Here is a 22692-nt window from a genome sequence, read left to right as displayed (position 1 = left end):
TCTTAAACTGCCAAAACGTTGCATGCCTCCGGGACGCGCTTGGCAATTCTTACACGGAACGGGCCGTCGGAGAATCTGCTGCTTCGTCGGCCTCATTCGACGCTTCGGCAACGGGCATTTTCGGCCGGCCCGCCCTGCTGCCACCTTTGAACCATCAACCACGGCAAGCCCGCCGCGCCACCTCAACCCCCAGCCCCACTCCCATGAAAACCGCCCTGCTCGCCCTCGCCCTCGCCGCCGCTTCGCTCGCCGCTCAGGCCCAGCCCGCCGCCCCGACTGCGGCGGCCACTGCGCCCGCCGATGCCTACACCGCCCAGATGACTGCCACCATTGCCGAGCTGATGAGTACCGGCGACCCCGCCGCCCTCCGGGCCGTGGCCGCCAAGCTGGAACGCGCCGCCAGCGCCAAGCCCGCCGACTGGCTGCCCCGCTACTACCAGGCCTACGCGTTGCTCATCAACGTGTTCCAAAGCCAGGAAGACGCCGACGCCAAAGACAAAACCCTCGACCAGGCCGAGGCCGCCCTGGCCCAGGCCCGCAAGCTGCGCGGCGACGAGTCGGAACTGCTCACCCTGCAAGCCTACATCTACCAGGCCCGGCTGGGCGTGTCGCCCATGTTGCGCTCCATGAAATACTCGGCCCTGGTGAACGAGGCCGTGGCCCAGGCCAAAAAGCTGAACCCCGCCAACCCCCGCGCCTACCTGGTGGGCGCCAACAACGTGAACTTCACGCCCAAAATGTTCGGCGGGGGCCCCGAAGCCGCCAAGCCGCTCTACGAAGAAGCCCAGGCCAAGTACGCCGCCTTTAAAGCCAGCGGCCCGCTGATGCCCGATTGGGGCCAGCGCCAGCTCCAAGGCCGCCTCAAGCAGTACGCGGCAGCCCTGGCTCCGGCCGCCAAGTAGCCCGGCCGCGCGGATTAGCTGGTCCGCACCCCACTGCCTTTTTCCGGCTTGCCGCCAACTTTCCCCCTTACTTTGATGCAAACTTCCCTGCCTGTTGCCGTGGCCGCTCCCGATTCTTCCGTGCCTGCCCTGCCCGACGTGTTTCGGGCGGCGCCTACTTCGCTGCGGGCCCTGGGCCGGGCGGTGCGCGTCATCCTGCTGCTGGCCCTGGGCATCAGCGTGCTGGTGAACCCGCAGGCCCTGCACAGCTGGAAATCCTTTGCCATCACCTATGCCTACACCGTGATGTACAGCACGGGCCTGTGGCTCACCAACGGCTACGTGGTGGAGTGGCTGAACCGCCGCTATGCCTGGACGGTGCAGCCCGGCCGCCGGGTGCTGCTCACGCTGGCCGTGTCGCTGGGCGGCTCGCTGCTGGTGATTGTGGGCATGAACGCCGTGTTGCTGCTCATTCAGGGCCAGCCGCTGGCCCGGCTGTGGTCGGGGCAAATGTACTGGCAGGTGCTCATGCCGCTCATTATCACGGTCATTGTGTCGCTGTTCAACCACAGCCGGGCGTTTTTCTTTCAGTGGCGCGACGCCGCCGTGCGCGCCGAGCGCCTCGAAAAGGAATCCGCCGTGGCCCGCCTCGACTCGCTGCGCCGGCAGGTCGACCCGCACTTTCTGTTCAACTCGCTGAACGCCCTCACCAGCCTGGTCGAAGAAAACGACCCCGCCCGCGCCGTGCGCTTCATCCGCCAGCTCTCGCAGGTATACCGTTACGTGCTCGACAGCGAAAGCCAGGAGCTGGTGCCCCTGGCCCAGGAAGTGCGCTTCGCCGAAAGCTACCTCTACCTCCAGAAAACCCGCCTCGGCGACGCCCTGGCTGTGGAAATGGACTTGCCGCCCACCGCCCTGGCCGCCTACCACGTGCCGCCGCTGGCCCTGCAGCTGCTGCTCGAAAACGTCATCAAGCACAACACCGCTTTTCAGGCCAACCCGCTACACGTGGCGGTAGCGCTGGATGCCGCAACCCAAACCCTCACCGTGCGCAACACCCTGCGCCCGCGCCGTCTGGCACCCGGCGAGTCGTCGGGCCTGGGCCTGAAAAACCTGGCCGCCCGCTACGCTTTCCTCACCGACAAGCAATTGGCGATAGGGGAGGAGGCCGGCGAGTTTGTGGTGACGCTGCCGCTGTTAGAGCTATAATCGTCTGTCATTGCGAGGCCGCAGGCCGTGGCAATCCGTCCTGGCCTCAGCGACCAGCCTACTATTGCGACAAGCTTTTAATTAGTTGCGCAGATTGTAAGTGCAGGATTAGGGCTTATCACAACAGTAAGTTTGTCGCTGAGAACAGGACGAATTGCCACGGCCTGCGGCCTCGCAATGACATTAGCACCTTCCCCGCCCATGCCCATCCGCGCCCTCATCGTCGAAGACGAACCCCTGGCTGCCCGCCGCCTCGCCGACATGCTGGCCCGCCAGCCCGACCCCGTGCAGGTGCTGGGCACGGCCGAAGCGGTGAGCCAGGCCGTGCAGCTGCTGCAGGCCGGCCCCGCGCCCGACGTGCTGTTTCTCGACATTCACCTGGCCGACGGCCTGAGCTTCGAGATTTTCGAGCAAACCGCGGTGCGCTGCCCGGTCATCTTCACCACCGCCTACGACCAGTACGCCCTGCAAGCCTTCAAGGTGAACAGCGTGGATTACCTGCTCAAGCCCATCGACGAGGAGGAACTGCAGGCCGCCCTGCGCAAGCTGCGCGAGCGCCTGCCCGCTGCTCCGGCCGCCGCGCCCGCCTTCGACCCCGCCCTGCTGGCCCAGCTCATGCAGCAGATGCAGCAAAGCGCGCCACCCGCCGCCAGCTACAAAACCCAGTTTGTGGTGCGCGTGGGCGAACACCTGAAAGTGGTGCCGCTCGACCAGATTGCTTACTTCTTCAGCCTCGAAAAAGCTACCTTCCTGCAAACCACCGAAGGCCGCAAGTTCGTGGTGGACTACACCATGGACCAGCTGGAAAACCTGCTCGACCCGCGCCGCTTCTTCCGCCTCAACCGCGCCTACCTGGCCCAGCAGTCGGCCATCCAGGACATCATCCACTACACCAACTCCCGCCTGCAAACCGTGCTCAAACCCGCCGCCCCCGACGCCCAGGTGCTGGTGAGCCGCGAGAAGGTGAACGTGTTCAAGAGCTGGCTGGATAGGTAACGCCTGTCATTGCGAGCGCAGCGAAGCAATCCGTCCTGTTCTCAGCGACCAGCCTTTTGAGGCAACAATCGAAGGGCATCGTAGCTAAAGCCAATAAAAAGCCCCGGCACCAATGCGATGTCGGGGCTTCTTGGTAGAAGAACGTGTCTGGTTTTGACAGGACGGATTGCTTCGGCTGCGCCTCGCAATGACAGTTGGCTACCCTTCCAGCCACGCCTTCAGGGCCGGGGCTTTCTCGCGGCTCACCAGTATTTCTTCGGGGGCGGCGGGATGCAGCTCCACCAGCAGCTTGCCGTTGAAGTGCGGGTGCAGGCGGCGCACGGCGGGCAGTTGGGCAATGACTTGCCGGTTGAGGCGGAAGAACTGGGCGGGGTCGAGGAGGCCTTCCAATTGCTCGAGGGTGTAGTCGAGCACGAAGCGGCGACCGTCGGCGGCCACCAGCGTCACGTTCTCATTGCGGCTCAGGAACCAGGCCGCTTCCGCCACGGGCAGCGGCAGCAGCTGCTCGCCCTGGCGCACCAGGAACCGGGTTTTGTGCGGCCGGCTGGGTCGGGGCAGGGCATCCAGCAAACGCTCGATGGGGGAACCGTCGCCCTTGGGCCACTGCCGCAGCTTGGCCAGTGCGGCCTGTAGCTCCGCCAGCTTCACCGGCTTGAGCAGATATGCAATGCTGTTGGCCTGAAACGCCCGGATGGCATAGGCATCAAAGGCCGTGGTGAAGACGACCGGGCTGGGCACCACGGCCTGCTCCCAGATTTCCAGACTCAGGCCGTCGGCCAATTGGATGTCGCTGAGGATGAGGTCGGGGGCGGGGTGGGCAGCCAGCCAGTCCAGGGCCGCGGCCACGGTGTCGAGCACGGCCAGCACCTGAGTTTCGGGGGCTGCTTGCTGCAGCAAGCGCTGCAGGCGCTCGGCGGCGGGGTACTCGTCTTCGAGGAGCAGAATGTTCATGGCGGGGTTAGAGCAGGGGCACTTTCACTACGAATTTGTTTGCCACTGCCCCGGCTTCCACGGGCCGGGCCGCATCGAGCAGCTCGTAGCGCCGGCGCACGTTGGCCAGGCCGGTGCCGGTGCCGGGCGCCAGGCCCGCCGTGCGGGGCCGCAGGGTGTTTTCGACCCGCAAAAAATCAGCGTTTTCGTCGGTCCACAGGCGCAGGTGCAGCGGGTGCTGGCGCGAGGCCTCGTTGTGCTTCAGGGCGTTTTCCACCAGCAGCTGCACGCTGAGCGGGGCCACCCGGCGGGCCAGCGCGGCGGGCGGCACGGCTATTTCCACCACCAGGTTGTCGCGAAACCGGGCTTTGTGCAGGGCCAGGTAGGTTTCGATGAAGGCCATTTCCTCGGCCAGCGGCACGGTGGGCTGGCCCTGGGCCAGCAGCACGTAGCGGTACACGTCGGCCAGCTGCTCCACGAATTGCTGGGCGGGCTCGTTTTCGGGCTCGATGAGGGCGGCCAGCGTGTTCAGGTTGTTGAACAGAAAGTGGGGGTCGAGCTGGCTTTGCAGGGCATCGAGCTGGGCCTGGGTTTGGGTGCGGGCCAGCTGCTCCGCCCGGTGCAGGTTGCCCTTCCACTGCTCGAAGAAATACATGGCCTCGTAAAGGGTAAGCACCGCCACGGTGGGCACAAGGCTAAAGCGTGCTGAACGCAGCAGAAACGGGGCCTCCAGCGGAAAAATAGACGGCAGCAGTCCGTGCATGGGCAGGGTGAGGGCCACCGTAGCGGCCGAGGTCACGAGCAGGGCCAGGCCGGCCAGCGCCCAGAGGCGGCGGGGCGTTTGCTCGGGGCTGGGAAAGCGGCTGAGCAGCCAGCGCCACAACTGGCGGTTGCTCAGCCAGTAGCCCGCGGTGAAGTACATAGAAATCAACCAGTGTGCGGCCATCAGCGGCCAATGGCCATAGGCGCTGCCTGGGAGGTTGAAGGCCGCAATGACCAGGCTCAGCAGCGGAATGCCAGCGAGCAGAAAACGACGGTCGTTTATCACGCGGCCAAGGTACTCGGCGTTAGGCATTGCCGGCCGAAAAAGGAGCCCCGCGCCGGCGCTGGCGCCAATACACGCTGCCCATAAAGCCCAGCGCCACCGCCGTGCCCAGCACCGACGGCAGAAACTGGCTGTAGGGCTGATAAGCCGCCAGCACCGTGCCCGTGAAGGCCGACAGCAGCGCCGCGTAGGTGCTCATCATCTTCCAGATGTGCTCGTAGAGCCAGGCGCCGCGCCGCCACTGCGGCCGCCACGCAAACCGGCTCAGGTCGTACACCGTCATGGTGAGCAGGGTGCCCAAGGTGCTGTACATCACCACCGGCGACCACACCAGCGCGATACGCGGCAATAGCACGAGAAAGGCCAGCCCACCCACCAGGAAAACCGCCGAAAACACCCCATCGCGCCAGGTAGGGCCGGTGGCCCGGGTGCGCAGCGCCCGAAAGCCCGAGTACGCCTGGTACACGCTCAGCAGCACAATTACCGTCAGAAACGGCCGGAAGTTGAACACGGCCAAACCCAGCACGGCCGTCACCAGCGTCACCGTGGCCAGGCCCAGAAACCAGCGGCCCAGCCGCGCATGCCGGGCGCCCCCGCCTGCCGCTGTGAAGATGGGGCCTAGCCCCACCAGCAGCGCCAGCGTGCCAAATACAATGTGCACAAGAATGTTGAGCTGATGCAGGGCAGGCATAATCAGGGGAGCGTAAACCAAATGAGGGGAGAACGAGAAGTGGCAATGAAACCGGCGCGGCTACTGCCCGGCCCACAGCGGCCGCCCGGCCAGGGCCAGCGCAAACAACCCGGCCACGGCCCCGGCATACAGGGCGGCGCCCGTCCAGGTAAGGGGCGCGGCCCAGCGCGGCGCCCAGTGGCTGAGGGCCCAGCCCAGCAGCGGCAGCGCCTGCAGCGCGTGCATGCCCAGGAAGTGGGCAATGCGCAGGTCGCCGGCGCGGGTGCTCCAGCCCAGGCCTGGCAGGCCGGGGCCGCCGTCGGGCGCGCCCACGGTGTGCTGCTGGTTGTGAATCATCATGCCGCCCAGCACGCTGCCGATGAGGAACAGCAGCAGCCCCAGGCGCACGCCCCACACGTAGCCCACCGGCCCGTGTAGCGGGTGCCGCCACACCAGCAGCAGGGCCCACACAGTCATCAGCGTATTCACCAGAATGAATACGCCCATCAGGCCAAAGAGCACGCCGTTTAGCGCGGAAGTAGCATTGTAGTGCGAGCTAGTGCCGCGCGCGGCCTGCGTGAAAATCACGGCTTGCTCCACGGCCATGCTCACGGCTACGCCCCAGCTAAGAAGCTGCACGGCTCGCTGCGCCGTTGGCGGCAAATCGGCCAGCAGCCAGCCCAGCGTCCAGGCAAAGGCCGTGATGGACAGCGCAAACTTCAGCGGCTTCACCCACGCCGGCGCGCCCGTCACCAGGCGGTGGTCTACCAGCAGCAGGCCCAGCGCCAGTAGGGCCAGGGCCACGTTCACCCAGCCCGTCCACGACAATACGGGATTGGCGCGGTGCAGCACCCGCAGCGCCGTGCCGACGGACGAAAAAGCGGATTCGGCTGGCGCGGCCGTTGCCAGAAGCGACGTTTGAAGCAGGGTAGTTTTCATGGGATAAGAAAGGAATGAAGCTTAGGAATTTATTGAAGCAGCGGGCTTGCTGGCGTAGCTTAAAAGAGCCTTTCCGGTGCCTCCTGAAAAGGGGGAATCACATCGGCACGACTTTCTATTAAGCATCCGGCTTATCTCTTGGATAGGGGCCGGGGTGAGGTTCGCCAGGGCCGCAAGGCAGCAATTCCTTGGCACTCGGGCTGCCTACGCCACCAGCGTCAGCGCCTTCAGGGCCGCCAGCCACGCCAGCAGCGTGAGCAGGAGGCGACCGTAGTTCAGGCGCCGCCACCAGCCCACCAGGCCGCTGGCTTTGGCCGGCGCTACCCCCGGCTCGCTCATCAGCTTAATGGCCGTGGGAATGAAAAAGCCAAATGTGCCGAGGCGTTCCAGCAGCGTGAGCAGGGCGGCGGCCAGCCACCAGCCGTGCACAGGCGCCGGGGCCCGCCCGGCCAGCCACAGGTTGGCCAGCGTGAGCAAGGTGAGCGGCAGCGTGGTAGCCATGCCCCAGAACTGGCGGCCGGTGTCGGTGGCGCGCATGGCCGCATCGTTCACCTGAAAGCCGATAGCCGAGCGGCTGAACCACTGCGGCAGCACAATGCGCGTTTCGTAGAGCCCGGCCCCGAAGGCCACGCCCAGGTTCAGCACCAGCAGCCAGAGCATCGATTCGGCAAACGCAGTCATGGCAGGTTGAATAACAGATTGCTAGATGGCTGCCACCGCCGGCCGCGGGTACCAGCGCCGCACGGCCGAGTAGAGCAAGAACCCGAGCGGCCCCAGCAGGAAGGTGGCCACCAGGCACGGCAGCAACAGCAGGTGCGGCACGCCGCGCTGCTCGGCGTCGCGGCTTTCCCAGATGCCCACGGCCATATCGAAGCACAGATAGTGCACCCAGCCGGCCGTGAGGGCCCACGGCTCCCGAAACAGTGCCGCCACCTGCGCCAGCGAGCTAAAGCCGGCGCCCGGCGCGGGGTGGGCCAGCGTTTGGTAGCCGATGACGGCCACGTAGGTGGCGGCGAGAAGCAGGGGCAGGGCCCCGCTCAGCACCACGGCGCGGGTGCCGCGCCAGCGCGGGGCCAGCACCAGCAGCAGCCAGCCCAGGGCGGCTACGTTGCTGGCAATTTTGAACAGGAGGTCGGGCGTGAGCATGGCGGGCGGGTTGAAAGGACTGGTTCAAACTTACGTGCCGGCTTGCCCGGCCGCCAGAGCAACGGGGGCGAAGCGGCGAAACGGCGGGGCGAAGCGGCGGGCCGCGGCGGTGAGCCAACGCCACCAATGGCCAACCCGTCGAATCTACCGTTGAACTACCTATCGGTTGTTTCAACCGGCTGCCATGCTGCTTCCGCTACCCGCGCGGCTGTTGCGCGCCGCCCTGCGCGTGCCCACTGCTCAGCGCCGCCCACCACCAGCCCAACTGCTTTTTAAAACATTCGGTTAGCTTATTCGTCTGCCGGCAACAAGGCCCTGACGCCGGCGCGGCTACAACTTCGCCGGGGCCGGGCCGTACTTCGGTTCGCTATGGTTTTGATGTTGCGCTTAGGGTTGTGGATGGGGATGTTGCTGCTGCCCCTCGCGGGCCGGGCCCAGATGAGCCCCTCCGCGCCGCGCGACACCGTGGTGGTGGGGCGCCCCAACGTGCCGCGGCTGGTGCACAACCGCTTTGTGGCGCAGTACGACTCGCGCTACTCTATTATTAATCACCACCTCACCACCATCAACGGCCTGAAGCTGGGCATTGAGTTCAAGAGCCGCTTCCGCACCGGGGCGGCCATCTACTTCCTCAGCACCGGCGTGCCTACCCGCCAGCCGGCGCCCAACAACGCCGCCGATGATGCCGACGCCGAGCTGCGCTTCCGCTACCTGGCCGCCTACGCTGGCTACGTGCTGCTCGAAAACCCCCGCTGGGAACTGAGCGCCATCATGCAGGCCGGTCTGGGCTCGGTGTACATCCGCTACCGAACCGACGAGGGCGTTTTCGATAAAACCCTGCCCGACTTCATGGGCATCCTGGAGCCTACGCTGGCGGCCCAGTACCGAGTGTTTCGCTGGGGTGGCGCGGGCGCGGGCGCGGGCTGGCGGCAGCCGGTGTTTGTGCCCGGCTCGGTGCAGAAAGAGCTGAACGGCCCCGTGTTTTACCTGCGCGCCAACTTGTTTCTGGGCGAGCTGAAAAAGGTGTGGAAAGAAAAGGAGCCCCTCTTCACCCAAGCTAATCTGTAGGCCGGCCCTCCCCCGCAAACCAAACGGCCGGCCGCCCCAGGAGGAGCAGCCGGCCGTTTGGTTTGCGGGCCCGGGCTAATGGCTACTGCCAATTAGTCCACAAACTTCAATTGCAGCGCCTCGGCCACCTGCTCGGCCGGAATGGCGAAGCCAATGCCCTCGATGCCGCGGCCCACCAGCTTGGCGTTCACAATGCCCAGCAGCTGACCGCCGTGGCCCACCAGGGCCCCGCCGCTGTTGCCGCCGTTGATGCTCACGTCGGTTTGCAGCAGCGTGTGGCCTTCAATTTTGCGCCGGCCGCTGATGATGCCCTTCGTGATGCTCTGGCCCAGCTCCTTGTCGGCGGGGGTGCCAATGGCGAACACGTCGGCCCCGATTTCGGCCGCACTGGCGGTGGGCAGCTGGAAAGCGGTGAGGCCGTCGGTATCGATTTTGATGAGGGCCAGGTCCATTTCGGCGTTTACCCGGGCCACGCGGCCCTTGGCTTCGAGGCCGTCAGCCATGAGCACTTTCACGGTTTGGTCATCCCCCACCACGTGGGCGTTGGTCACGATGTAGCCGTCGTTGGAAATGATGCAGCCGCTGCCGTGGCCGTCGGCCGTTTCCACAATTACCACGCTTTTGGCGGCCAGGCTCACGCCAGTGGCCGTGCCGGCCTTGGGCAGGGCCGCGCGGTGCACCGCAATGGCGGCGGGTTTGTCGGCATCGGCCGCAGCGGGGCCGGTGCCGGCGGGCTTGGACAGGGCGGTGGCCACCTCTTTGTTCGACAAGAAGGCGTAGAGCGAGTTCTCGAAGGCATCTTCGAACGCGGCGCTGCCGCCCTTCTCAAACTTCACGCTCTTGCCGCCGTCTTTGTGCTCAAAAACGGTCTGGCGGCTTTGGTTGACCAGCTTCCAGGTTACTTCCACGGCGCACCGGGTTTCGTAGTGGGCGCGGTACTCGTAGAGGTTGGAAGCGTAGATGTCGTATTTCACGTCGCGCATCTCGCCCTGCAGGGTGTAGCGCGAGTTGCTGCCGGTCGAGAACACGCTTTTGCCCTCAGCGGTCGGCACGGCGTAGCCCAGGTCCTTCAGCACCGAGTTGACGCTGCTCTTCAGGTGGTCGGCGTCCACGTCGAGCGTTTTGCCGAAGTAAAGGATGTCGGTGTTTTCCTTGCCGATGATGAAGTTGCCCATTTTGTCACCGCCCTTCAGGCGCACGTTCACCAGGCCGCACTGAATGGTTTGGCTGCTGGCCACGGCCTTGGGCAGGGCCGGCATCACGGGGTTGATTTCGCTCTTCGTAAGCTTCTTGCCCGAGCCCAGAATGGCGTCGACGAAGTAGCCGCCCAGGCCCACCGCCCAGCCGTATATCAACGGGTTGGTGTTCTCCACGCCGTTTTCATCGGCGCTGATGCCCTTGAAAGTGGCCAGCGCCGGCACCCAGTTCAGGTAGGTAAGGCCGTTGCTTTTTTCGGGGTAGAGCACTTCGGAATGCTCCTTGTAGCCGTCGTGCTTGATTTTAATTTCGGCGTTTTTCTTGCGCCGCACCCGCACTTTGAAGTCGTTGCTGCCCGCAATGGGCTTGGCTTTCACTTCTTTGTCGTTTACGTAAACGGTGCTGCCCGCCGGGGCTCCCACCACGCGCACGGTCTGGTAAGGGGTGGCAATGATGGTGGCGCAGCTCTGCAGCAACAGCGACCCCATGAACGTGCCGTTGAGGAGGATAGTAGAAATTTTTTTCACGCAATGAGATGAAAAGGGTGGAGAAAAGGGAAGCGGAATGAAATGTTATTTGAAGATAGTTTTTTGGAAATTCGGGTCAATAATACCACCAAATCAGCGCATTTCTCAGCACCGGCGCCGCTTTATTTTCCGGTGCTGTAAGCAAACCCCACCGAGAGCGTGGCATTGGCCGCGCTGCGGTTTTGCACCACCACACTTTCGTAGGAAAACGTGTAGGCCACGTTCAGGGCCAGGTGCTGGTAGAGCTTGAGGGCCAGCACGCTGGCGCTGTTGAGGCGGTAATCGCCGCCGGGGTCGCGCAGGCTGGGCTGGTAGAACAGCAGCTCCGAGAAGCTGGCCGCGCCCCGGGTCAGGCGGAGCTTGAGGCGCGTAGAATTGCGTACCACGTAGCGTTGCAGCTCCGGCTCGGTGTTGTAGTCGGTACGCTCGTTGAGCAGAAAGGTGCTCAGGGCCAGTTCGTTGTTCAGCGTGTCGGCGTAGAGCTGGTAGCCCACGCCGCCGCCCGCCACCACGCGCCGCGTGATGGCGCGCAGGTTGCTGGTTTCGAACTCGCCCAGGGCGTAAAATTTCCACTTGCCCAGGCGGTAGTCGGGCGTGCTGAGCAGCAGCAGCTCCCGCTCGCGCAGGGCGCCGTCCTGCCGGCCGTAGCTGTAGCTCAGCGCCGCCGGAAACTGCCAATGCCCCCGTGTGAGCCCGCCCGTGTGGCTGGTGCTGAAGTACACCCGCTCCACCGTGCCCGTGGTGTAGAGGCCGGTGAGGGCGGCGGTGTAGCGCACGCCGCGGCTGTTCACGTTATAAGTCTCAAACTCGGCCGAGGGTAGCCCGGCCGGCGGTGGCGTGAGCCCGCCCACGCTGCTCACCGCCGCCGAATCGGGTGGGGCCGTGCTGGTCGAGTCGGCCGGGGTTTGGGCGCGGGCATTGAGACAGAGGCCGCTCATTAAAAAGGCCACAACGACTAGTCGAAGGCCAAGAAAATTGGAAAGGAAGGAGCAGAATTTGTTCACTACAAAGCAGTAACGTGCGCGGGCCACGGGGCCAAAAAAGACACGGCCGGTTGTTCGGGCAGAACAACCGGCCGGGCTGTAGCGTGAGCTAGGATTGTGTTGCGGCTGGCAGAACGAGTACCCCGAAGCTCTGCTTCGGTTCGTTGAACGATTCAGGCGCGAGCCGAAGCAGGAGCTTCGGGGTACTCGTGCCACGCGCAATTTCTTAGTTGTAATCCGGCAGCAGCGAGTACTTTTTGCCGAATTCCAGCATCTGCTGCGCGAAGTTGGTGGGGTACTCAACCTTCACGTCGGTCACCTTGCTGCCGCTCATCACCGGCACCAACTTGGGCTGGATAAAGCCCTGGTAGGGCGCGATATTGAGCTTCTGGTAGCGGGCCAGCACTTCCTTGTGCAACTCGGGGTCGACCTGCACGCCGTAGGTTTCGATGAGGGCTTTGCCGGCCGCGTAATCGCCCTCGCTCGTGATGCGCTGCAGCTCGCGCAGCAGCTGGCCAAACAGGCCGCGCAGCTTGGTGTAGTCGTTGATGTGCACGTAGGTTTTGCCGTCGCGCTTCACCATTTCCACCACGTTGTCGGCCTTGCCTTTTTCCAGCACCCACTTCGAAATCAGCTGGCGGTTGCGCATGTGGGCTTCCTCCACGGTTTCGCCGGGCTGCAGGCGGGTGAGCTGGGTGATGAGGCCGCCGCGCAGGTAGCTGTCGTACTCGGCCTTGGCCACGTCGGGCGAGGGGGCCACGCCCAGCTCCTGCAATTTCACGTCGGGCAGGTAGTAGAGGGCCACGAGGTCGGCGCGGCCTTCTTCCAGGGCCGAGGCGTAGCTTTTCAGGGTTTCCTTGGTGGTGCCCACGCCGGCGTTTATCTGGCCCGATGCGTGGCCGATGACCTCGTGCATGTCGGTGTGCAGCTTGCCGGCCAGCGCGCCGTACTGGCGGGCGCGGGCCACTTCGCCGGCATCGAAGGCAAACTCCGTGAGCGAGCCCGAGCTGGCGCTGGCCAGGTCGTAGGCTTCCACGATGTTGCCCAGGTTCACCGACTTCGAGCCGTATTCCTTCCGAATCCAGGTGGCATTGGGCAGGTTGATGCCGATGGGCGTGCTCGGGGCCGCGTCGCCGGCCTCCATCACCACCGTGATGACCTTGGCCGTAATGCCCACCACGTTTTTCTTCTTGTGCTGGTCCATGATGGGCGAATGGTCCTCGAACCACTGCGCCTGGTCGCCGATGGCCTTGATGCGCTTGGTGGCCTCCTCGTCGCGGAAGCTCACCACCGACTCGTAGGTGGCGCGGTAGCCCAGCGGGTCGCCGTACACCTCAATGAAGCCGTTCACCACGTCGATGGCCGACTTCGTGTCCTTCACCCAGGCAATGTTGTAGTCGTCCCAGGTTTTGAGGCTGCCGGTCTGATAAAAGCTGATGAGCTTGGTGAGGGCCTCCTTCTGCGTGGGGTTTTCGGCCACGTCGGCCGCCTTTTGCAGCCAGTACACAATGCGCTTGATGGCCGGCGCGTACATGCCCACAGCGCTCCAAGTGTGCTCCTCCAACTGCCCGCTCTTGTTCTTCACCAGCTTGGAATTCAAGCCGTAAGACACCGGGCGCGGGTCTTTCTTGTCAATTACCTTGGCGTAAAACGCTTCGGCCTCGGCCTGCGTCACGCCCTCGTAGAAGTTGGTGGCTGAGGTGGCGAGCAAGTCCTGGCCAGCCACCTGGTTCACCTTCTTCGGCGCCACGTTGGGGTCGAAAACGATGGGCGTGAGGAAAGCCACGAATTTGTCCACGGTTTCGCCCTTTTCCAGCGGCAGGGTCTTGGCATCCACGCCTTTCACCAGCTTGGAGAAGTAAGCAGCCGAGCACTCGGGCACAAACTTGCGCGTGGAGTAGTGGTGGTGAATGCCGTTGGAAAACCACACCCGCTTGGCGTACACGTTCAGCTTCTCGGCCTCGGCGGCCTGGGCGCCTTTCAGGTTCTGCTGGTTGGCGGCCCAAATGGCTTCCAGGGTGCGGCGCACGCGCAGGTTGTGCTTGTAGTTCTGGTCGTATACAATGTCGCGCCCGCTCAGCGCGGCTTCCGACAGGTAGTAGAGCATTTCCTTCTGCTTGGCGCTCAGCTGCGCGAAGCCCGGCACCTGGTAGCGCAGCATGCGCAGGTCGGCAAACTGCTCGGTGGCTACCTGAAATTTGGCGGGGGTGGGAGTTTGGGCGTGCGCGGCCGGCCCGGCCAGCAGCGCCGCCAGCACCAACGAATAAACGGTTCGCTTCATATAAGGAGAGTGGGAGTGAAGCCGTAAAGCTACAAAAAGCCCCCCAGCCCCGGCCCCTACGCCAGCCCGCGCAGCGTGGCCGCCCGGTTCAGCTTGCCAGTGGCCGTGAGTTGAAACTCGGGCACGTAGCGCAGCTGCTTGGGCACCTCGTAGCGGCCCAGGCGCTCGGCCAGCAGCGTTTGCAGCTGCTGTTCCTGCCCGGCCGAAAGAGCAGCGCCCTCAATAAAAGCCGTCACGGCCTGGCCCAGGCGCTCGTCGGGCTGCCCGGCCACGAAGCAGCGGCGCGACAGCCCGATTTCGGCCAGCGCCACATCCAGCACCAGCTCCACCTTTTCGGCCGGCACCTTCACACCGCCGGAGTTTATCACGAAATCGGCCCGGCCCAGCCACTCAAACGTGTGCGTATCGAGCAAATTCACTTGGTCGTTGGTGACGATGAGCTGGTCGTCGGTCACGTCGCCGCGCAGTGTGAGGCAGCCCCGCTCGTCCTGTCCCGCCGCAATGCCCGTGAACACGCGGAAGCGCGGGCTGGCCTCGGGCCCGTTGAGGCGGCGCAGCGCCACGTGCGAGCAAGTTTCGGTCATGCCATAAGTGAGGTACACCGGCACGCGCAGCGGCTGCAGCTCCTGCGTCAGCGAGGCATCGGCCGGCGCGCCACCCACCAAAATGGCTTTCATTTGGTTGAGGCGCGGGGCCAGGCCAGCCGTCAGCACCATCTTGAGCTGCAGGGGCACAAAGGCCGAGAAATCAAATTCGGCCTCGGGCGCCACGTAGTCGAAGGGGTTGGCGTGCGGCTCCACTATGGTGAGATGCATATTGCGCTCCAGCCCGCGCACCAGCATCATGAGCCCGCCGATGTACTCGCAGTTGAGGCACACCAGCGCCCGGTCGCCGGGGCCGAGGTCGAAGTAATCGGCCGTGCGCTGGGCCGACGCTTCCAGCTGCCGGCGCCGCAGCGTGATGGCCGACGGCGTGCCGGTGCTACCCGACGTAGTGAGGGTAAACTCCTGTGTGCCCGTCAGCCACTGCCGCACAAAATCCAGCACCTTGGCCTCGTAGCCATTCACGGGCGCGTCGAGCTGGGCGGGGTATTGTTGAATGGCCGCGTAAGTGAATTCGCGGCCGTTGAGCAGGAGGGAGGTGGGCAGGTTTGGGGAAGTCATGGCTAAAGCTACGCTTTGCACCCCGCCCGCGTTCGGCTGTGCGAAGCGGCGAAGCCATACGCCGCTTTTTTGTTAGCTGTGGTCCTGCTACTGTGCCAGCTCCAAAAAAAGCGCTTGACTTATGAGTGAGTAATCACTAAATTAGACCTAACACCAACGTCTTGCGCCATGAAACCGCATCCACAAGCCCAACCTTTCGACAGCGTCGCTTTTAGCCCTCAGGGTGCTACCCCAACGCTCGCTGAACAGCAAGCCCGCGCCATTGCCAAAGCACAGAAAAAGGAACGGAAGCACGCCCGCCTACGCTTTTTCTTTGGGTGGTGCGAGGGTTGTCAGGCATTTGGCTCAGCCTTCTAAACCAGGCAGACAAGGCCGCCGAACAGTAAGAAAACATTATCAGCACCAATTCCGAACGCCAAACGGCCCGGCCCGCACCATGCGAGCCGGGCCGTTGGCATTTCTGAGAATGCAAAAGCCTTACTGCACCAGCAGGCGCAGGTATTGCAGGCCGGTGCTCAGCTGCACCGTGACTACGTACACGCCCGGCCGCAGGCCGGCGGGCAGCGCGTAGCCGCGCGGCTGGTCGGCCGTGAGCTGGGTGCGGGTATTGGCCCCCACGGGTTGGCCCTGGGCGTTGCGCAGCGTGATTTCGGCCGGGCCGGTGTAGCCGGCGGCCGTGAGCCAGGCACTGGCCCCGGCATCGACGGGGTTGGTAATGGTGAGCATCGGCCGGTCGTTTTGACTAGCGGCGCTGCTGGCCGTCATGCTGCCGGCCGACGACGCCATGAGCCAGCTGGTCGATTGCGTCGACACGCGTAAGGTGTAGGCCGCGGTGCTGGTGTTGCCATTGTAGCCGTACACTTTCACGTAGTAGGTCGCGGCCGGCGCACCGTTGTAGGTGATGGTTTCGGCCGTGGTGCTGGGCTGGGTGGAGGAGTAGAGCAGCGTGCCGCTGGCGTTGTAAAGCTCTAGGTCGTAGTCGAGCGGCAGGTTGGTGAGCGTGACTTTGAGGTTGTTGTTGGTGCTGCTGCTCGTGAACTTGTACCAGTCCACGTCGCCGGTGGGGCAGATGTAGGCCGTGTTGTTCACGTTCACGCCGATGGGCGCGCCGGCGCTGAGGGTTTCGTTGGCCTCGTAGCTGTCGGCGGGGCAGCCCGTGCCACCGCCTACCGACGACCAGTTGGCCGCGAAACCGGCGCGCGTGGTGGCGCAGTCGCTGCGCAGTTCCAGGTACATCTTGCCCGACGAGGCCGTGAGCGTACCGGGGTTGGTGGTGCCCGAGTACTTACCAATCAGCGGCGCTTGGTTGTTGGCCCCGTTGTATACCAGTAGGTGGTCGTAGCCGCTTTCCAGGTCGAAGCTGCTGAAGCTCAGCGATACACTCGTGGCGCCCGAGGGCGCAATGAGCTGGCACTGGCGCACGTCGTCGGGGTAGTTGGCGCTGGGGCCGCCCGCGTCGTACACCGTGCCCGAAGCGGCGGTGAGGCTCGTCACCGTGGGCGCGTTGTTGATGAGGGTGTAGAACTTCTCCCAGTTCCAGTTCACGCCGGGGTCGGTGTGGGTTTGGTTGGGAAAGTGCTGGTGGCCTTTGATTTTTACGCAGGCCCCTGTACTGAACGTGCCCGTGGTGGCCGCCCCGTAAAACGTGCGCAACCCGCTGATGCCATAGCCGCTGCCCACAATGTCGCGCGCCAGCGCCGCCGAGCTGCTGTACATGGCCGAGGTGTACCACGAAGCATCGTCCACGTAGCCTTCGTGCTCGGTACCAATGGTGTAAGGGTTTTCCGAGCCAATGTGCCAGGCCTTGTTGGCCTCGGTCACCATCTGGGTTATCTGCCCGTCGCTGGAGCGCACCACGTAGTGCGCCGACACGTTGGCCGAGCAGTTCTTGAACCACGAAATGCAGCCCGCGTACGTGCCCTGCACTGTATGGATGGCGTAGTGTGTGACGGCTACTCCACTCCGCGAGCTGTAGTTGCAGGTGGTCAGGTCGCTAATGGCCGGGCCGTAGTCCGACGACGCCACCACCGCATAAGTAGAGCTGGCCGGGTTGAACGCCCGCCCCTGCGCCTGCACGTGGTCGGGCGCCACCTGGGCCGTGCCGGCGCTCAGCACGTCGTAATTAGCCCCGAAGATGGCGCGCAAATCGAGGTGGTAATCCGGGAAGCGGTAGCGCAGCTGGTTCTCGGGCTGCGTCAGAAACGTGAGCACGCTGTAAAGGTGCGAATCGAGCGCAAAGGTGCTCACGACGTCCTTGGCCAGCGGCAATTCGCTCAGAGCCAGCAGAACGGGGAGGTGTTCGGCCGACACAGTGGCCGACAGCTTGCGCTCGGCCGCCAGCTGCGAATAAGCCGCCGCATAAGCCATGATGTTGCTGGCTGGGGCGTTCTTGATGGCTTCCTCGCTCAGGCCCGAAAGCTTGGCAACGAGGCGCAGGTTCTCGCGAAAGTAGCCCTTGCCATTGTCGAAAAGCCCCATCACGCCCCAGGGCAGCGGCATGCCCGTGCAGCTGGTTGGGTCTTTGGGCGTGATGTGGCGGATGTGCGTTTGCGTGTAAGCCACGGCTTCGAGCACGCCGCGCGGCACCAGAGGGTAGCGTTTGTAGGCTTGGGCGAAGTCGGCCGCGTAAGGCGTTTCCTCGCTCACGGCCAGCCGCGGCGCGGTCTGGGCCCGCAGGGTGGGAGACAGGCACAGCAGGCCCCCCAGCAACAGTAAAGTTTTTTTCATAAAGCGCTGCCAAGTGGATAGATTTTAGGGTAGACTTGGCCGCAGCAAGGTATCAGTTTTGAAGAGTTAATAATTATAAAGCCATAATCTTGTGATATTAATAAATTAAATCTAATCTAAATGCCAATTGACTCTGACTCAACTGTATTGAGGCTGGTATTCAACTAGCTCAAAACGGTAGAGTATATAAAAACGTCATGCTGAGCTTGTCGAGGCATCTCTACCGCTGTAGTAAATAAAGTTACTAGAGCGGTAGAGATGCCTCGACAAGCTCAGCATGACGTTCAGACATGGCTTGTACCCTTAAAAATTACATCAGAGTCACAACGTGCCTTACGGAAACTTGGGAAACTTCGAGAAGTCGGGCTGGCGCTTTTCCATGTAGGCGTTGCGGCCTTCCTTGGCCTCGTCGCTCAGGTAGTAAAGCAACGTGGCGTTACCGGCCAGCTCCTGAATACCGGCCTGCCCGTCCAGCTCCGCGTTGAAGCTCGATTTCAGCATGCGCAGCGCCAAGGGGCTCTTCTGCAGAATCTTCTGGCACCAAGCCACGGTGGTGGCTTCTAGCTGGTCGAGCGGCACCACTTTGTTTACCAGACCCATTTCGCGGGCTTCCTGGGCGTCGTACTGGTCGCAGAGGTACCAGATTTCGCGGGCCTTCTTCTGGCCCACGATGCGCGCCAGGTAAGACGCACCAAAGCCGCCGTCGAACGAGCCCACGTTGGGGCCGGTCTGACCGAAGCGGGCGTTTTCGGCCGCCACGGTCAGGTCGCACACCACGTGCAGCACGTGGCCGCCGCCGATGGCCCAGCCCGCCACCATGGCCACCACGGGCTTGGGGATGGAGCGGATGATTTTTTGCAATTCCAGCACGTTGAGGCGGGGCACGGTGTCCTCGCCCACGTAGCCGCCGTGGCCGCGCACGCTCTGGTCGCCGCCCGAGCAGAAGGCCCGGCCGCCCTCACCCGTGAGGATGATGACGCCGATGTCGGTACGGTCTTGGCAGATGCGCATGGCATCAATCATTTCCTGCACCGTGAGCGGCGTGAAGGCGTTGTGCACCTGCGGCCGGTTGATGCTGATTTTGGCGATGCCGCCAAACTGCGAGAAGAGAATTTCTTTGAACTCCTTAATCGGGGTCCACTGAATGGGTTCGGTCATAGAACGTTGTCATTCTGAGCACAGCGAAGAATCTTATCACGTCCGCGCCGCTGGGTTTACTAAATCCGACGAAAGCAGCCGTGATAAGATGCTTCCTTCGTCAGCATGACAATTACGAAAAGGCAGCCTTCACCGCACTACGGTATTCTTCAAAAAACGCCGCGTTGGTCTTCGAGTCCGTGAAGACTTCCAGAATGGCCGCGCCGGTTTCGGCTGCAAAGAAAACCGGCAGCGCGGCTTGAAGTTCTTTAAATGATGAAACCGGGAAGTATCGCAGGTTGAAATCCTTGGCCGTATTCTCCGCCGTCAGCAATTGGCGCGTCTCAAAAAACTCCTCCAGCTCCGGCTGCTGGCGCGGCCCGTCGATGAGGCGGAAAATACCCCCGCCGTGGTTGTTGAACAGCACCACGCGCAGGTGAGGGGTGGGGTAGTTGTGCCAGAAGGCGTTGCGGTCGTAGAAAAACGCGACGTCGCCGGTTAGCAGCACCACCGGCCGCTCGGGCTGGGCCAGCGCCGCGCCCACAGCGGTGCTGGTGCAACCGTCGATGCCGCTGGTGCCGCGGTTGGCAAACACCTCGATTTCCCGGTCCTTGGGCAGGCCCAATATATTGGCGTAGCGCACGGCCATGCTGTTGGCGAGGTGCAGGGCAGCATAGAATGGCAGCGTTGTTAATACTTGCCGGAAGGCCGAAAATTCGTTGAAAGGCTGGGTTTCGGCAGCAAAGAACTTCATCAGAAACTCGACAGCTGCAGCGTTAGCTTGTTGCCAGGTTACGGTGGGGCCACTTGGACTCGAACCTGTATGGCCTTGTGCATCTGCGCTTCCGACGGAATTTGAGCTCAAACCCCGTTCTGTAGAAGTAGGCTGATTTGCAGAGAAGGGCGGATTCGAACCTCCAGTGGTTATGCCCTCACCAGTTTTCAAGACCGACAACTGATGGAAGAAACCGGCGGGCTCTACACGGATGACGCGCGTAAGCGACCGAAACGTGTCAGCCGCTTCGCCGTGGGCCAAGATATGCCAATGCGCAGCCGGCGCAGCATCGCGCAGAAACAGTTTCAGGCTTTTGGAAATTAGCGACTGCCCGTAGGTAATAAGCAAATCGGGCCGCAGTTCTTCCCGCGCCTCTTTAGTCATGCCGGCCAGAAACACATCTTGCTGCCCAATCACCAAGTCACCTAGTGGCAACAGATTGGCAATGGTATCGCCCACCACCACAGCGCCGACGGCCGTAGCAAAGGCGACCAAAGTTGCCTGCACTTCCGGGTTGGCCGGATGCTGGCCCGCTACCACCAGCACCTTTTTGGCCGCTTCTATTTCGCCTAGAAAGGCTGCCGCTTCTATGGTCGGCAACACCGGCTCGGGCGTGGCTTCCAGTGTGATTTTTACGTCCTGCTCGTATTGAATTTCCTCGCCCGCCTTTGGGTAAAACGGCTCCCGTAGCGGCACGTTCACCTGCACTGGCCCGGCCGGTGCGGCCTGCGCCAGGTTGATGGCCTCGTTCACGATGCGCGCCGCATGCCACTTGGCGTCGGCGTGCGTGGTATCCACCGGAAACTCGAACTCTCCCTTGGCGTGCGCGCCGTAAAGGTTGCGCTGCCGAATGGTTTGCCCATCGAGTTGGTCTATCCATTCCGGCGGCCGGTCGGCGGTGAAAACCACCAGCGGAATGCGCTGAAAAAAGGCCTCGGCCACGGCGGGCGCGTAGTTCAGCCCGGCCGTGCCGGAGGTACACACCAGCGCCACCGCCCGCCGCTGCGCCTGTGCAATGCCCAAGCCGATAAAGGCCGCTGCCCGCTCATCGGGCACCACGCGCACCTTCAAGCCGGGGTGGCGGGCAAAGGCCAGCGTGAGCGGCGCCGAGCGCGAGCCCGGCGAAAGCACCACATCGGTAATGCCGTGACGGGCGCAGATTTCGGCGATGTTATGAACGGCCTGCATAAAATCAGTTATCAGTTAATGGTGAGCAGTTAACAGTGCGTAGGAGCAATTTGAACAGCATTGACTTACGCTTTGGTAGGGCTGTTCACTGCTCACTGATAGCTGCTCACTGAAGCACAGCGCTTACGGTTTGCAATTTCATTTGGGTTTCCTGCCACTCGCGCTCCGGGTCTGAGTCGACGGTGAGGCCGGTGCCGGCGTAGAGCACGGCTTCGTCGGGGCGCAGCTGCAGGCAGCGCAGGTTCACGTAGAGGCGGGCCACGCCGGGCGCGGCCACGTTTACGGGGCCCAGAAAGCCGCTGTAGTAGGCCCGGTCGTAGCCTTCATGTTCTTGAATAAAATTCATGGCCGCTTGCCGGGGCATACCGCCCACCGCGGAGGTGGGGTGCAGCAGGCGCAGCATGTCGGTGCCCAGGTTAGGGAAAGGCACGTTGTTGAGGTTCACCTCAAAATCGGTACGCAGGTGCAGCAGCTGCCCGGCAATGGCCGTGCGCGGGCCGGTTTCGTGGTACTCGCGCAGCCGCAGCTGCTTGAAGCAGCTCACGATGTAGCGCGCCACCAGGGCCTGCTCCTCAATCTCCTTCTGCCGCCAGATGGCCTGCTGGGGCAGCATGCCGGGCGCCAGCGGCTGGGTGCCGGCCAGCGCCATGGTTCGAAACGTGCCGTCGGCCGTTACCTCGGCCAGCACCTCGGGCGTGGCGCCCAGCCAGGTGCCCACGCCTGGCACACTCACCAGCGACACAAACGCCCGCGGGTACTTCGCCAGCAATTTCGCAAACGCCGCAAACGCGTCGAACCCCGCCGGCAGCGGCCGCCGCGCCGCCCGCGACGTCACCACCTTCACCACCTCGCGGGTTTCGATGGCGGCCACCCCTTCGCTCACCAAACGCATGTACTCCGCCTCGGTGGCGGTGTGCGGCGCGGGCTGTTGGCTGCGGTGCCAGCTCAGGGTTTCTACCGCAGGGGCCGCCAACCAGGCCGCCAGGCCGGGCACAATGTCATTGGCCGCAGCCGACACCGCCACCACGTCCGGCTCGGCCGCGTCGTAGCGCACGTCGGCGGGCAGAAAAAGGGCGGGGTTGTGGTCGGAGTCGCGGAAGGGAAAGAAGGCAAAGCCGGCCGGCGCCTGGGCCTCGAGCGCGGGCGGCAAACCCGTGAAGGAAGCCTCCAAAGAGCGGGCCACCAACAGGCGCGGCTGGGCAGCGTCTGGCTCGCGCCACAGCGCCAGCGGGCGACCCGTGCGCAGGGCCCCGGCTGCCAAGTGGCGCAGGCGGCCCAGCGTGTCGAGGCCAGCGGCAGTAGCGGGCCAGCGCAGCTGGCGAAGTTCGGGCGTGGGCATCAGGCGGTTTTGGCGTTGGCGCCCGGCAGGTCAATCACGGCCATGGTGATGCGGCTGAGGCACACCAACGCCCCGGTTTCTTCGTGCGTGATGCGGATTTCCCAGACCTGCGTGCTGCGGCCGATGTGCACCGGCGTGGCCCGGCCCCGCACCCAGCCCTCGCGCACGCCCTTAATATGGTTGGCGTTGATTTCCAGGCCTACACAGGCCTGCTTGCTGCGGTCCACGCGCAGGGCGGCGGCCACGCTACCCAGGGTTTCGGCCAGGGCCACCGAGGCGCCGCCGTGCAACAGCCCCATGGGCTGGTGGGTGCGGCCGTCGACGGGCATGCGGCCTTCGAGGTGGTCGTCGGCCACGGCCGTGATTTCAATGCCGAGGGCATGGGCCAGGTTCGGGCGCGAATTGGTCCACTGCTGTACTTCTTCCAGGGTCATTTTTTTAGTGATTAATGCTTAGTGGTTAACGATTAAGCAGAGATAGTGAAGGTGGTG

The 22692-nt window shown here is 63.7% G+C and carries 19 protein-coding genes; 4 read left to right on the top strand and 15 right to left on the bottom strand.

The window, feature by feature from the left end:
- The first annotated feature begins 203 nt into the window (after positions 1–203).
- The 3 genes from MTP16_RS25945 (at position 204) to MTP16_RS21475 (ending at position 3086) form a co-directional block, all read left to right on the top strand.
- The gene (locus MTP16_RS25945; RefSeq protein ID WP_262922649.1) at positions 204–902 is read left to right on the top strand and encodes a hypothetical protein; all 699 of its coding nucleotides are present in this window, start codon (positions 204–206) and stop codon (positions 900–902) included.
- 75 nt (positions 903–977) lie between these two features.
- A complete protein-coding gene (locus tag MTP16_RS21480) occupies positions 978–2090 on the top strand; it encodes a sensor histidine kinase (RefSeq protein ID WP_243513724.1) in 1113 nt (370 codons plus the stop codon).
- Between the two features lie 201 nt (positions 2091–2291).
- Positions 2292–3086 carry a LytR/AlgR family response regulator transcription factor gene (locus MTP16_RS21475; RefSeq protein WP_243513716.1) on the top strand — a complete coding sequence of 265 codons (795 nt, stop codon included), beginning with the start codon at positions 2292–2294 and terminating at the stop codon, positions 3084–3086.
- Positions 3087–3284: 198 nt separating this feature from the next.
- Here the strand turns inward: MTP16_RS21475 and MTP16_RS21470 are convergent, their stop codons facing one another.
- The 6 genes from MTP16_RS21470 to MTP16_RS21445 form a co-directional block, all read right to left on the bottom strand.
- Complete coding sequence (locus MTP16_RS21470; RefSeq protein WP_243513714.1) at positions 3285–4037, bottom strand: LytR/AlgR family response regulator transcription factor; 753 nt, start codon at positions 4035–4037, stop codon at positions 3285–3287.
- A 7-nt stretch (positions 4038–4044) separates the two neighbouring features.
- Positions 4045–5091, bottom strand: coding sequence for a sensor histidine kinase (locus MTP16_RS21465; protein WP_243513711.1), 1047 nt, complete (start codon positions 5089–5091; stop codon positions 4045–4047).
- Positions 5084–5752 (bottom strand): hypothetical protein, encoded by a 669-nt coding sequence (locus tag MTP16_RS21460; protein ID WP_243513706.1) that lies wholly within the window; start codon positions 5750–5752, stop codon positions 5084–5086. The genes MTP16_RS21465 and MTP16_RS21460 overlap by 8 nt, the downstream gene beginning before the upstream one ends.
- 60 nt (positions 5753–5812) lie before the next feature.
- On the bottom strand, positions 5813–6670 hold the full coding sequence (locus tag MTP16_RS21455) for a hypothetical protein (RefSeq protein ID WP_243513703.1): 858 nt from the start codon (positions 6668–6670) through the stop codon (positions 5813–5815).
- A 204-nt stretch (positions 6671–6874) separates the two neighbouring features.
- Entirely contained in the window at positions 6875–7351 is a 477-nt protein-coding gene (locus tag MTP16_RS21450; protein WP_243513700.1) for a DUF1772 domain-containing protein, read from the bottom strand.
- Between the two features lie 21 nt (positions 7352–7372).
- Positions 7373–7816 carry an ABA4-like family protein gene (locus MTP16_RS21445; protein ID WP_243513689.1) on the bottom strand — a complete coding sequence of 148 codons (444 nt, stop codon included), beginning with the start codon at positions 7814–7816 and terminating at the stop codon, positions 7373–7375.
- A 375-nt stretch (positions 7817–8191) separates the two neighbouring features.
- Here MTP16_RS21445 and MTP16_RS21440 point away from each other — a divergent pair, with 375 nt between their 5' ends.
- Positions 8192–8884, top strand: a complete 693-nt coding sequence (locus tag MTP16_RS21440; protein ID WP_243513687.1) for a hypothetical protein — start codon at positions 8192–8194, stop codon at positions 8882–8884.
- A gap of 92 nt (positions 8885–8976) precedes the next feature.
- On the opposite strand, the gene MTP16_RS21435 is transcribed toward MTP16_RS21440, so the two are convergent.
- The 9 genes from MTP16_RS21435 to MTP16_RS21395 form a co-directional block, all read right to left on the bottom strand.
- Positions 8977–10608, bottom strand: coding sequence for a S1C family serine protease (locus MTP16_RS21435; RefSeq protein ID WP_243513684.1), 1632 nt, complete (start codon positions 10606–10608; stop codon positions 8977–8979).
- A gap of 122 nt (positions 10609–10730) precedes the next feature.
- Complete coding sequence (locus MTP16_RS21430; RefSeq protein ID WP_243513681.1) at positions 10731–11546, bottom strand: DUF481 domain-containing protein; 816 nt, start codon at positions 11544–11546, stop codon at positions 10731–10733.
- A gap of 271 nt (positions 11547–11817) precedes the next feature.
- Entirely contained in the window at positions 11818–13872 is a 2055-nt protein-coding gene (locus tag MTP16_RS21425) for a dipeptidyl peptidase 3 (RefSeq protein ID WP_243513678.1), read from the bottom strand.
- Between the two features lie 56 nt (positions 13873–13928).
- Positions 13929–15035 (bottom strand): AMP-binding protein, encoded by a 1107-nt coding sequence (locus MTP16_RS21420; protein WP_243513675.1) that lies wholly within the window; start codon positions 15033–15035, stop codon positions 13929–13931.
- Between the two features lie 477 nt (positions 15036–15512).
- Entirely contained in the window at positions 15513–17762 is a 2250-nt protein-coding gene (locus MTP16_RS21415; protein WP_243513670.1) for an N-acetylmuramoyl-L-alanine amidase, read from the bottom strand.
- A gap of 333 nt (positions 17763–18095) precedes the next feature.
- Positions 18096–18920, bottom strand: coding sequence for a 1,4-dihydroxy-2-naphthoyl-CoA synthase (gene menB, locus MTP16_RS21410; protein WP_243513650.1), 825 nt, complete (start codon positions 18918–18920; stop codon positions 18096–18098).
- 112 nt (positions 18921–19032) lie between these two features.
- Positions 19033–20862 carry a 2-succinyl-5-enolpyruvyl-6-hydroxy-3-cyclohexene-1-carboxylic-acid synthase gene (gene menD / locus MTP16_RS21405; RefSeq protein ID WP_243513646.1) on the bottom strand — a complete coding sequence of 610 codons (1830 nt, stop codon included), beginning with the start codon at positions 20860–20862 and terminating at the stop codon, positions 19033–19035.
- Positions 20863–20968: 106 nt separating this feature from the next.
- On the bottom strand, positions 20969–22201 hold the full coding sequence (locus MTP16_RS21400) for a chorismate-binding protein (RefSeq protein WP_243513643.1): 1233 nt from the start codon (positions 22199–22201) through the stop codon (positions 20969–20971).
- Entirely contained in the window at positions 22201–22635 is a 435-nt protein-coding gene (locus tag MTP16_RS21395; protein ID WP_243513641.1) for a hotdog fold thioesterase, read from the bottom strand. Before MTP16_RS21395 ends, MTP16_RS21400 begins: the two co-directional genes overlap by 1 nt.
- Between the last annotated feature and the right edge of the window lie 57 nt (positions 22636–22692).

Source organism: Hymenobacter monticola, from assembly GCF_022811645.1.
In the GTDB taxonomy this organism is placed as follows: domain Bacteria; phylum Bacteroidota; class Bacteroidia; order Cytophagales; family Hymenobacteraceae; genus Hymenobacter; species Hymenobacter monticola.
The sequence above is the reverse complement of the archived record's forward strand: the minus strand, read 5'-3'. Positions and strand labels throughout refer to the sequence as shown.